Source organism: Oryzihumus sp. (genome assembly GCF_054325275.1).
On record NZ_JBTCWL010000011.1, the window covers coordinates 58,564 to 69,689 of the forward strand.

The window sequence follows — 11,126 nt, forward strand, 5'->3', positions numbered from 1 at the left end:
CAGGCGCATCCCTCCCGGATGCGCAAGGCTCCGACTGCGCCGGCAGCTCGGCGTGGTCGATGGTGGGGAGGGACCGCTCATGACCTTCAGGATCCGACGGTCAGGCGTGCTCGGCGCGGCCACGTGCCTTGCGCTGGCACTCGCCGTGCCCGGCCCGGCGCAGGCGAACGGCTCGCGCCACACCGTGGAGGACGCACCCGCGTGGACCTCGCATGCGGTGGCCGCGGGCCGGACACCCGCCACGGCCCGGCACACGTTCCGCGCCGTGCTGCCCCTGCGGGACCCGGCCGGGGCGGACGCCCTGGCCACGGCGGTCTCCGATCCGGCCAGCCCGGAGTACGGGCACTACCTCACGGCGGCACAGTGGCGGGCGCGCTTCGCCCCCGCGCCGTCGACGGTAGCCGCCGTCACCGGGTGGCTGCGCTCCAACGGGTTCTCCGTCACCGACGACTCGGCCAACCACCGGTTCCTCTCGTTCACCGGGACCACGGCCCAGGTCGACCGCGCCTTCGAGACCGACCTGCGCGACTACAACCGCTCCGGCACACGGGTGACGGCGAACGCAACGCCGGTCTCCGTCCCGGCGGACCTGTCGGGCAAGGTGCTGGGGATCAGCGGGCTCGACTCCTCCGCGTTGATGACCCCGCGCCACGTCGGGGGGCCACAGACGCACCGGACGGCCACGACAAGCGCCGGCCCGGCCACGGTGCTGCCGCCACCGGACCCGGTGTTCCACAACGCCCCGCCGTGCTCGACGTGGTACGGCCAGAAGCCCGCCACCGCGGTCCCGCAGATCCTCGCTGACCCGTTGACCTACGCCCCGTGCGGCTACACCCCGCCCCAGCTGCGCGGCGCCTACGGTGTCCAGGGTGCAGTGGACCAGGGCACCGACGGCAGCGGGGTGACCGTCGCCGTCGTCGACGCCTTCGCCTCCCAGTTCGTCGCCTCAGACACCCAGACCTACGCCCAGCGGCACGACCCCGCCCACCCGTGGGCGAGCGGGCAGCTGCACCAGCTCGTCTCCAGCACCTTCACCAACATCGCCGCCTGCGGGGCCAGCGGCTGGTATGCCGAGGAGACCCTCGACATCGAGGCGGTCCACGTCGGCGCCCCGAAGTCCGACGTGCTCTACGTCGGCGCCACCAGCTGCGCCACCACGGACCTCAACGCGGCCGTCAACCTCGTGGTCGACCAGGGCCTCGCCGACGTGGTGACCAACTCCTACGGCTCGGTCGGGGAGCCCCCGAGCAAGGCGGACGTCGCGGCACAGCACCAGACCTTCGTGCAGGCCGCCGGCCAGGGCATCAGCATGCTGTTCTCCTCCGGCGACAACGGTGACGAGGTCGCCAACACCGGCAGCCGACAGGTCGACTACGAGGCCTCCGACCCGTTCGTCACGGCCGTCGGCGGCACGTCGCTCGCGGTCACCTCGACCAACGGGTACGGCTTCGAGCAGGGCTGGGGCACCGGGAAGTCGGTCCTGACGAGCGGCGCGTGGTCACCCTCCGCCCCGGCCTTCCTGTACGGCGGAGGTGGCGGGACCAGCCGGCTGTTCCGCCAGCCGGGCTACCAGCGCAAGCTCGTGCCCACGTCGATCAGCGACTTCTTCGGCCAGGGCCCGCACCGTGCGGTCCCCGACCTGGCCCTCGTGGGCGACCCCAACACCGGGATGCTGGTCGGGCAGAGCCAGAGCTTCCCCGACGGGTCGATCCGCTATGACGAGTACCGCCTCGGCGGGACCAGCCTGTCCAGCCCCCTGTTCGCCGGGATCGCCGCCCTCGCCGACCAGCTGCGCGGCCGCCCGCTCGGCTTCCTCAACCCCAAGCTGTACCGGATCGGCGGGTCCTCGGCGTTCCGCGACGTCGACCACGGCCGGGCGGTCACGGACGGTGTCGTCCGGGTCGACTTCACCAACGGCTTCGACGCCTCCGGTGGCACGGTGACCAGCCTGCGCACGTTCAACCAGACCGGGACGATCTACACCCGGCCGGGCTACGACGACGTCACGGGGCTGGGCAGCCCCAACGGCTGGAGCTTCCTCGCGGCGCTCTCCAAGGGCGGGAAGCACTGAGCCTTCAGCGTTGAGCCGTCAGCGCTGACCGGGCCGACCGACCACGGGCCAGGGACTCAGAGGTGGGTCACCGAGGTGACCACGAACGTCGTGCTCCCGCACGGGCTCACGAGGTCCGGACGCACGGTGCCGCGCACGCGGACACGCGTCCCCACCGCGAGGCCCCGGGAGGGGTCGCCGGTGAGCGCGTAGCGCCGGTCGGGCACCTGGAGGATCACGCAGCCGGGTTTGACCCCCTCGATGACCTGTCCGGTCATCGTCGTCTCCTGACCGGCTGACGGTGAGCTGGTGGACGTGGAGGGGGTGAACGGCGTGGTCGCGCCAGAGGAGGAGCCGGAGGGCGCACCGGTCGTGCCGGCGCCGCCGCAGGCCGCCAGGACGAGGACCAGCACTCCCCAGGCCCCGACCAGCCGCCACTTCCACAGGGGGCGAATCCGGAGAGAGGTCATACCTCTCTGACGAGGCACACGGGGTCGGCAGTTCCTCAGCCGGTGAAGAGCTTGGCGGCCTTGACCAGGGTCTGCCACAGCCCGTAGGCCAGCGGGGTGGCCACGACCAGCCAGGCGCCGACGACGGCGGCGACCGGGGTGCCCTGGTCCGGCTCGTGGGTGGCCCGGTGGGCCTGCGAGTCGATGCTCATGCGCTGACCTCCTGCAAGGTGCCGGCCTCGCCGGCCACGGACTCGTCGAAGTGGCGCCGGTCCACGTCGCGCACCAGCAGGTTGGCCACGAAGCCGATGGCCAGCACCCCGACCATGACCAGCAGTGCCGGCCGGTAGGCGGCGGCTGTCAGGGTGCCCGGCTTGCCCGAGGCGTCGAGGATGCCGTTGACGATGACCGGTCCGGCGACGCCCGCAGCCGACCAGGCGGTGAGCAGCCGGCCGTGCACGGCACCCACCTCGAGCGTGCCGAACAGGTCCTTGAGGTAGGCCGGCACGGTGGCGAAACCACCGCCGTAGAAGGAGATGATGACCGCCGCCAGGCCGACGAACAGCGCCGTCGAGGAGGTGCCGACCGTGGCCAGCAGGACGTACATCACGATGCCGACACCGAGGTAGACCACGTAGATCCGCCGGCGCCCGGTCCAGTCGGAGGTGGAGGACCACACGAACCGCCCGGCCATGTTGGCCAGGCTGAGCAGCCCGACGAACCCGCCGGCGGCGGCAGCGGTCACCGAGGAGGCACCGCCGGAGCGGAAGAAGTCCTGGATCATCGGCGCGGCCTGCTCGAGGATGCCGATGCCGGCGGTGACGTTGCAGAGCAGCACCACCCACACCAGCCAGAACTGCGGCGTCCGGATCGCCTGCGCCGCCCGCACCTGGGCGCCGCGGTGGCCGGGCACGTGCACCGCACCCGCGTCACCGTGGCCGCTGCCCGGCGGCACCCGCACCAACGCCGCGCCGAAGAGCATGAGCACCAGGTAGGCCACCCCGAGGACGAGGAAGGTCATCGCCAGGGCGTGCCCGTCGGCGACCGCGTCCTTGGCGGTCGGGTCGAAGCCCGCGTCGAAGTGCCCGAGCAGCGCGTTGGACAGCGGCGACGCGATCAGCGCGCCGCCGCCGAAGCCCATGATCGCCATGCCGGTGGCCAGCCCCGGCCGGTCGGGGAACCACTTGATCAGCGTCGAGACCGGCGAGATGTAGCCGATGCCCAGCCCGATGCCGCCGATGACGCCGTAGCCGAGGTAGAGCAGCCACAGCTGGCTGGTGGCGATGCCCAGGGACCCGACGAGGAACCCGGCACTCCAGCACAGCGCGGCCACGACCATCGCCGCCCGCGGGCCGTGCCGTTCCACCCACGTCCCGCCGAAGGCCGCCGACAGCCCGAGCATGACGATGGCGATGGAGAAGATCGCCGCCACCGGGGTCTGCCCGGTGCCGAAGTGCGCCACCAGCGAGGTCTTGAAGACGCTGAACGCGTAGACCTGCCCGATGGACAGGTGGACCGCGAGCGCCGCCGGCGGGATGAGCCAGCGGCTGAAGCCTGGGCGCGCGACGCTGCGCTCCCGATCGAGCACCGACATGGTGGACCTCCCCTTGCCCCGTGGGCCGGACGGTACGCCGGGACGGGGTGGACCGCATGCCGAACGGCGCGGCATACAGTCGGCGCATGGGACGTGTCACCCGCCGCACCCCGGCCCACCGCATCGACCTCGGCGGCCCGGAGGGGCCGCGCGTGGTCGCCCGTCCCGACACGGTCGCGGTCGAGGAGCCGCTGGAGGTCCGGGTCGGCGGCACCTCGCTGGCGGTGACGATGCGCACGCCAGGCGACGACTTCGACCTGGCGATCGGCTTCCTGCTCACCGAGGGGCTCATCGGCGCGGCCTCCGACGTGCGTCACCTCATGCACTGCCTCGACGAGGGTGAGGACGGGCGCCCGACCTACAACGTCGTCGACGTGACCCTGGCCGAGGGCGTGCAGCAGCCGCCAGCCAGCGCGGCCCGGGACTTCTACACGACCAGCTCCTGCGGCATCTGCGGCAAGGCCAGCATCGACGCGATCACCACCAGGAGCCGGTATGCCGTGGCGCAGGACCCGCTGCGCCTCTCTCCCGACGTCGTGGCCGGCCTGCCCGCCGCGCTGCGTGAGCAGCAGAAGGTGTTCGACCGCACCGGCGGGCTGCACGCGGCGGGGCTGTTCACCGGGGAGGGCGAGCTGCTGGCTGTGCGCGAGGACGTGGGCCGGCACAACGCCGTCGACAAGGTAATCGGGTGGGCGGCCCGCGAGGGACGGCTTCCGCTGGCCGGGCACGTGCTGGCCGTCAGCGGACGGGCCAGCTTCGAGCTGACCCAGAAGGCGCTCATGGCCGGGGTGCCGGTGCTGGCCGCCGTCTCGGCGCCCTCAAGCCTGGCCGTCGAGCTGGCCACCGAGGCCGGGATGACGCTGGTCGGCTTCGTGCGCGACCCCCGGATGACGGTCTACGCCGGGGCGGAGCGGCTGGGCCTTACTGACGGGTAGGTGTCAAGGTCCCGGACCCGAATGTGACCAAGCCCGCGTTCGGGTGGAGGATGGGGTGTCACTGAGGGCCGCGCGCGGCCCCGACGGGGTCACCGTCGCCAGTGACGGACAGTGCGAGAAAGGACAAGGCGTGGTGGCACGCGAGGAAGCCGGACCGATCCTGAACGGCATCCCCAGTCAGCTCCCGGACATCGACCCCGAGGAGACGCAGGAGTGGCTCGAGTCGCTGGACGGGGTGATCGACGAGAGCGGGCGGACCCGTGCGCGCTACGTCATGCTCAAGCTCCTCGAGCGGGCGCGTGAGCGCCAGATCGGTGTCCCGTCGCTGACGGCGACCGACTACATCAACACGATCGCCCCCGAGGCCGAGCCGTGGTTCCCCGGTGACGAGGAGGTGGAGCGCCGCTACCGCGCGTTCCTGCGCTGGAACGCCGCGGTCATGGTGCACCGCGCCCAGCGCCCCGACATCGGCGTCGGCGGCCACATCTCGACCTACGCCTCGGCCGCGACGCTCTACGAAGTGGGCTTCAACCACTTCTTCCGCGGCAAGGACCACGAGGGTGGCGGCGACCAGGTCTTCATCCAGGGCCACGGCTCCCCGGGCATCTACGCCCGCGCCTTCCTCGAGGGCCGGCTCTCCGAGGAGCAGCTCGACGGCTTCCGCCAGGAGCACTCCCACGTCGTCGACGGCAAGCCGGTGGCGCTGCCGTCCTACCCGCACCCGCGGCTCATGCCGGACTTCTGGGAGTTCCCCACGGTGTCCATGGGCCTGGGCCCGATGAACGCGATCTACCAGGCGCAGTTCAACAAGTACCTGCACAACCGCGGCATCAAGGACACCAGCCAGCAGCACGTCTGGGCGTTCCTCGGCGACGGCGAGATGGACGAGCCCGAGTCGCGCGGCCTGCTCCAGGTCGCGGCCGGTGAGGAGCTGGACAACCTCACCTTCGTCATCAACAGCAACCTGCAGCGCCTCGACGGCCCGGTCCGCGGCAACGGCAAGATCATCCAGGAGCTCGAGGCGTTCTTCCGCGGCGCCGGCTGGAACGTCATCAAGGTCGTCTGGGGCCGCGAGTGGGACCCGCTGCTGGCCGCCGACCGCGACGGCGCCCTCGTGCACCTGATGAACACCACCCCCGACGGTGACTACCAGACCTACCGGGCCAACGACGGGGCGTTCATCCGCGAGCACTTCTTCGGCCGCGACCCGCGCACCCGGGCCATGGTCGACGGGATGACCGACCAGGACATCTGGAACCTCAAGCGCGGCGGCCACGACTACCGCAAGGTCTACGCGGCCTACAAGGCGGCCATGGAGCACAACGGCCAGCCGACGGTCATCCTGGCCAAGACCATCAAGGGCTACGGCCTGGGCACGCACTTCGCGGGCCGCAACGCCACGCACCAGATGAAGAAGCTGACCCTCGACGACCTGAAGGGCCTGCGCGACAGCCTGCGCATCCCGATCAGCGACGAGCAGCTCGAGGCCAACCCCTACCTCCCGCCGTACTACCACCCCGGCGAGGACGACCCGACGGTCCAGTACCTGCGCGAGCGCCGCCAGAAGCTCGGCGGTGGCATCCCCACCCGCCGGGTGCAGCCCAAGGCGCTCAAGCTGCCGGAGCACACCGCCTACGAGGCGGTGAAGAAGGGCTCGGGCAAGCAGCAGATCGCCACGACGATGGCGTTCGTCCGCCTGCTCAAGGAGCTCATGCGCGACAAGGAGTTCGGCCGCCGCGTGGTGCCGATCATCCCCGACGAGGCGCGCACCTTCGGCATGGACTCGTTCTTCCCGACGGCCAAGATCTACAACCCGCACGGGCAGAACTACACCTCGGTCGACGCCGACCTGATGCTGGCCTACAAGGAGTCCCCGCAGGGCCAGATCCTGCACGTGGGCATCAACGAGGGCGGCTCGGTGGCGGCGTTCACCGCGGCGGGATCGGCCTACGCCACCCACGGCGAGCCGATGGTCCCGGTCTACGTCTTCTACTCGATGTTCGGCTTCCAGCGGACCGCCGACTCGATCTGGGCGGCGGCCGACCAGATGGCCCGAGGCTTCCTCATCGGCGCCACCGCCGGCCGCACCACCCTCACCGGTGAGGGCCTGCAGCACGCCGACGGGCACAGCCCGCTCATCGCCTCGACCAACCCGGCGGTCGTCTCCTACGACCCGGCCTACGCCTACGAGATCGCCACGATCGTCGAGGACGGCCTGCGGCGCATGTACGGCGACACCCCCGAGGACGTCATCTACTACGTCACGGTCTACAACGAGCCCTACGTGCAGCCGGCCGAGCCGGAGGACGTCGACACCGAGGGCATCCTCAAGGGCATGTACCTCCTCAAGCCCGGCAACGCCGAGGGCGCCGAGCAGGCCCCGCGGGCCCAGCTGCTCGCCTCCGGCGTGGGTGTGCCGTGGGCCCTGGAGGCCCAGGAGCTGTTGCGCAACGACTGGGGAGTCGTGGCCGACGTCTGGTCGGTGACCTCGTGGAGCGAGCTGCGTCGCGACGGCATGGCCGCCGACGAGCAGTCGTTCCTGCACCCCGAGGCCGAGCAGCGCGTGCCCTACGTGACGCAGCGCCTGCAGGACGCGCCCGGCCCGGTCATCGCCGTGTCCGACTACATGCGCGCCGTGCAGGACCAGATCGCGCAGTGGGTGCCGGGTGACTTCGCCTCCCTCGGCGCCGACGGGTTCGGCTTCTCCGACACCCGCCCGGCGGCGCGGCGCTACTTCCACATCGACGGCCCGTCCCTCGCGGTGCGGACCCTGCAGATGCTGGCCCGGCGCGGCGAGGTCGACGCCTCCGTGGCGCGGGAGGCGGCCGAGCGCTACCGCCTGCTCGACATCACGGCCGGCACCTCCGGCAACGCCGGCGGCGACGCCTGACCGGTCGGCATACCGGCCCGGACACCCCGGAGGGCGGCAGCGAGCACCAGGCTCCCTGCCGCCCTCCGGCGCGCGTGAGGGGTATGCCGCGCACCTCACCCACCCATCCGCCCCCCCGACACCCGACCGGGCAAGCCTTGGCCCGCGTTCTCGACCCCAAAAGGGCACGAAACGCGGGCTTGCGCGTGTCCGGGGCGCTCTGCCCCGGTGCGTCAGGGGGTCGCGAGGAGCTGCCGCCGGGCGGCGACGCCGATGTCGGCCTGGTCGGTGAAGAAGCCGTCGACGCCGGCGCGCAGGAAGGCCAGGTCCTCGGACACCTCGTCCCCCCGCGCGTCGGGGGCGCTGCCCCGGCGCAGGTCGGCCGGCAGGAACTGGTTCTCGGCGCGGAACGTGTACGGCAGCACCAGCAGCCCGGCCCGGTGCGCGTCGGCGACCGGGTGCGTGGGGCTACCCAGGCCCCCGTCGCGGCGCGGGATGACCTGGGCCTTGTCCGGTCCGATCGCGTTGACCACGCCCTTGAGCGAGGCCAGCCCCGCCGGGCTGGTCAGCGTGGCGAACGTGCGCGGGTCCCCGGCGACCTTGAGGTCCCACGGGGCGCCGCCGGTGGCGGTGAGCAGCAGGGTCGGCGCCTTGAGGTGGTCGCGGCTGCGCAGCTGGCGCAGGTTGGTCAGCTCGAAGGACTGCACCAGCACCGGCGCGGTGGGGCGGTCCAGCCCCGCGGCCCGCAGCTGGGCGACCAGCGGCGTCTCCAGGTCGAGGCCCAGACCGCGGAAGTAGGTGGGGTGCTTGGTCTCCGGCGCGATGCCGATGGTGCGGTGCAGCTCCGCCGACAGCCGCGCGCGCAGGGCCAGGACCTGGGCGAAGGTCGGCACGCGGTACCGGTCGTCGAAGCGGGTGTTCTGCGGCCGCACCGCCGGGATCCGCTCCCGGGCGTGCAGCGTCTCGAGCTCGGCGAGGGTGAAGTCCTCGGTGAACCAGCCGGTCTCGCGCACCCCGTCGACCACCTTGGTGGTGCGCAGGGAGGCGAACTCCGGGTGGTGGGCCACGTCGGTCGTGCCGGAGATCTCGTTCTCGTGCCGCGCGACGAGCACGTGGTCCCTCGTCGAGACCAGGTCGGGCTCGATGTAGTCCGCTCCCATCCGGGCGGCCAGCTCGTAGGACGCGAGCGTGTGCTCGGGCCGGTAGCCGGGGGCGCCGCGGTGGCCGATGACCAGCGGCGTGGCGACCAGCCTGCTGGCGGTCGCGGCCGGAGGCGGGGACGCCGTCGCCGCCCCGGGGTCGGCCGTGCCGGCCGTGCAGCCGGTGAGGACCAGGGCGGCACACAGCCAGGCGAGCAGCGCGCGCGGCAGCAGGCGGGCGGTGGTCGGCTTCGGGTTCCCCACGCGCGCAAGGCTAGGGCGTCTCCCCGGCGACGAGGCGGTGACCGGCACCCCAGGCGACGGTGACCTCTGCCCCTTGTGCACGGCATACAAATAGGCTGGTGGCATGGCCACCAAGGGCAGTCGGATGAGCGCCGCGACCCGGCGTCGCGTCGAGCGCAGCGCCGGGGCACTGTCCACCGGCGCGATCAAGCGGATGGAGGCCAACCTCGACTGGTATCGCGCACTGTCCGCCGAGGACCGCTCGTGGGTGGGGCTGGTCGCCCAGGCGGGCATCGCCGCGTTCATCGCCTGGTGCCGGGACCCCTCGGCCCAGCCGCACATCACCGCCGACGTGTTCGGCACCGCCCCGCGGGAGCTGACCCGCTCGATCAGCCTGGGGCAGACCCTGGACCTGGTCCGTGCCGTGGTCGACGTCGTCGAGGAGGACGTCGCCGAGCTGGCCGCACCCGGCGAGGAGCAGGCGCTGCGCGAGGCGGTGCTGCGCTACTCCCGCGAGATCGCGTTCGCCGCCGCCCAGGTCTACGCCGAGGCCGCGGAGGCGCGCGGCGCGTGGGACGCCCGGCTGGAGTCGCTCGTGGTCGACGCCGTCCTGCGTGGCGAGGCGGACGACTCGATGCAGTCCCGGGCCGCGGCCCTGGGCTGGGGCTCGGTCAGCCACGTGGCGGTCGTCGCCGGGGCGACCCCCTCCGGTGACACCGCGGGAGTCGTCGACGCCCTGCGCCGGGCCGCGCGCCGCCTCGGCGTGGAGTGCCTCGCTGCGGTGCAGGGCCGACGCCTCGTGGCGATCCTCGGCGGGGTCGAGGACCCGCTGGCGGTGGCCCGCGCGCTGGGCGGTCACTTCGCGGACGGACCGATCGTGGTGGGGCCGCCGGTGCCGCACCTGTTCGCCGCCGGACGCTCGGCGCGCGCGGCGCTGTCCGGCCTGGGTGCGGCGCGGGCCTGGCCGGAGGCGCCACGCCCGGTGCTCGCCGACGACCTGCTGCCCGAGCGGGTGCTGGCCGGCGACGCCCCTGCGCGCCGGATGCTGGTGGACCAGGTCTACCGCCCGCTGGCCGCCAGCGGCGCCGCGCTGTTCGAGACGGCGGCGGTCTACCTCGAGGGCGGTGGCGGGCTCGAGGCCACGGCGCGGGTGCTCTTCGTGCACCCCAACACCGTCCGCTACCGGCTGGGCCGGATCGCCGCGGTCACGGGCTACGACCTGGCCCAGCCCCGGGAGGCTCATGTGGTGCGGATGGCGCTGGCGGTGGGCCGCCTGGCCGAGCCGGCCCAGCGTCCCTGGCGCCGCGGGGTGCCAGGTCAGGAGCCGGTCATGCCCCCGTCACCGGACGGTAACCCCGCCGGCGCAGAGCTTGAGGCGTTGTAGGAACCCTCCAAAACACGCCCGGTTACTTCGTGGCGTTCGGTCACGGCCTCCCCCGGACGCAGCGGCAAGGCTGGAGCCGTGCTCGTCATCGTCTGCCCTGGACAGGGCTCCCAGACCCCCGGTTTCCTCGCGCCCTGGCTCGAGCTGCCCGGCTTCCGTGACCGCATGGCGTGGCTCTCGGCCGTCGCCGGCATGGACCTGGTCGCGCACGGCACCGAGTCCGATGCCGAGACCATCAAGGACACCGCGGTCGCGCAGCCGCTCATCGTCGGCGCCGGCCTGATCTCGCTGCTGGCACTCTTCGAGCACCCCGCCGACGGGCACCGCGCCGTCGCCGCCGGTGCCGGACACTCGGTCGGTGAGATCACCGCCGCGGCCGCCGCGGGCGTCATGACCGCCGAGCAGGCCATGGTGTTCGTGCGCGAGCGCGGCCGGGCCATGGCCGCCGCCAGCGCCGTCACGC

The 11,126-nt window shown here is 72.8% G+C and carries 9 protein-coding genes; 5 read left to right on the forward strand and 4 right to left on the reverse strand.

Annotated features, from left to right (window positions below; translation table 11 throughout):
• Nucleotides 1-79: 79 nt before the first annotated feature.
• Nucleotides 80-2,071: a S53 family peptidase gene (locus ACXVGS_RS04655; protein ID WP_458528394.1), complete on the forward strand. Its 1,992-nt coding sequence runs from the start codon at nucleotides 80-82 to the stop codon at nucleotides 2,069-2,071.
• A 56-nt stretch (nucleotides 2,072-2,127) separates the two neighbouring features.
• Here ACXVGS_RS04655 and ACXVGS_RS04660 read toward each other — a convergent pair whose 3' ends face one another.
• Genes ACXVGS_RS04660 through ACXVGS_RS04670 form a run of 3 tightly spaced genes read right to left on the reverse strand, consistent with a single transcriptional unit; the run spans nucleotide 2,128 to nucleotide 4,093 of the window.
• Nucleotides 2,128-2,520: a hypothetical protein gene (locus tag ACXVGS_RS04660; RefSeq protein WP_458528395.1), complete on the reverse strand. Its 393-nt coding sequence runs from the start codon at nucleotides 2,518-2,520 to the stop codon at nucleotides 2,128-2,130.
• Nucleotides 2,521-2,555: 35 nt separating this feature from the next.
• Nucleotides 2,556-2,711, reverse strand: a complete 156-nt coding sequence (locus tag ACXVGS_RS04665) for an MFS transporter small subunit (RefSeq protein WP_458528396.1) — start codon at nucleotides 2,709-2,711, stop codon at nucleotides 2,556-2,558.
• Nucleotides 2,708-4,093: an OFA family MFS transporter gene (locus ACXVGS_RS04670; RefSeq protein ID WP_458528397.1), complete on the reverse strand. Its 1,386-nt coding sequence runs from the start codon at nucleotides 4,091-4,093 to the stop codon at nucleotides 2,708-2,710. The genes ACXVGS_RS04665 and ACXVGS_RS04670 overlap by 4 nt, the downstream gene beginning before the upstream one ends.
• 86 nt (nucleotides 4,094-4,179) lie before the next feature.
• Between ACXVGS_RS04670 and fdhD the strand changes: the two genes are divergently transcribed.
• Together fdhD and aceE are read left to right on the forward strand one after the other, a co-directional pair.
• The gene (gene fdhD, locus ACXVGS_RS04675) at nucleotides 4,180-5,028 is read left to right on the forward strand and encodes a formate dehydrogenase accessory sulfurtransferase FdhD (protein WP_458534166.1); all 849 of its coding nucleotides are present in this window, start codon (nucleotides 4,180-4,182) and stop codon (nucleotides 5,026-5,028) included.
• 130 nt (nucleotides 5,029-5,158) lie between these two features.
• On the forward strand, nucleotides 5,159-7,918 hold the full coding sequence (gene aceE, locus ACXVGS_RS04680) for a pyruvate dehydrogenase (acetyl-transferring), homodimeric type (RefSeq protein ID WP_458536674.1): 2,760 nt from the start codon (nucleotides 5,159-5,161) through the stop codon (nucleotides 7,916-7,918).
• Nucleotides 7,919-8,130: 212 nt separating this feature from the next.
• On the opposite strand, the gene ACXVGS_RS04685 is transcribed toward aceE, so the two are convergent.
• A complete protein-coding gene (locus ACXVGS_RS04685; protein WP_458536675.1) occupies nucleotides 8,131-9,300 on the reverse strand; it encodes a glycerophosphodiester phosphodiesterase family protein in 1,170 nt (389 codons plus the stop codon).
• Between the two features lie 103 nt (nucleotides 9,301-9,403).
• Between ACXVGS_RS04685 and ACXVGS_RS04690 the strand changes: the two genes are divergently transcribed.
• Nucleotides 9,404-10,663: a PucR family transcriptional regulator gene (locus ACXVGS_RS04690; protein ID WP_458530948.1), complete on the forward strand. Its 1,260-nt coding sequence runs from the start codon at nucleotides 9,404-9,406 to the stop codon at nucleotides 10,661-10,663.
• Nucleotides 10,664-10,741: 78 nt separating this feature from the next.
• Nucleotides 10,742-11,126, forward strand: a 385-nt coding sequence (locus ACXVGS_RS04695; RefSeq protein ID WP_458536676.1) for an ACP S-malonyltransferase, incomplete at its 3' end; no start/stop codon positions are given.

Excerpts from the sequence above, each read along its gene's own strand:
- ACXVGS_RS04660 (WP_458528395.1), bottom strand. The coding sequence starts at position 2,520 with ATGACCTCTCTCCGGATTCGCCCCCTGTGGAAGTGGCGGCTGGTCGGG.
- fdhD (WP_458534166.1), top strand. The coding sequence starts at position 4,180 with ATGGGACGTGTCACCCGCCGCACCCCGGCCCACCGCATCGACCTCGGC.
- ACXVGS_RS04690 (WP_458530948.1), top strand. The coding sequence starts at position 9,404 with ATGGCCACCAAGGGCAGTCGGATGAGCGCCGCGACCCGGCGTCGCGTC.
- ACXVGS_RS04670 (WP_458528397.1), bottom strand. The coding sequence starts at position 4,093 with ATGTCGGTGCTCGATCGGGAGCGCAGCGTCGCGCGCCCAGGCTTCAGC.
- ACXVGS_RS04665 (WP_458528396.1), bottom strand. The coding sequence starts at position 2,711 with ATGAGCATCGACTCGCAGGCCCACCGGGCCACCCACGAGCCGGACCAG.
- ACXVGS_RS04655 (WP_458528394.1), top strand. The coding sequence starts at position 80 with ATGACCTTCAGGATCCGACGGTCAGGCGTGCTCGGCGCGGCCACGTGC.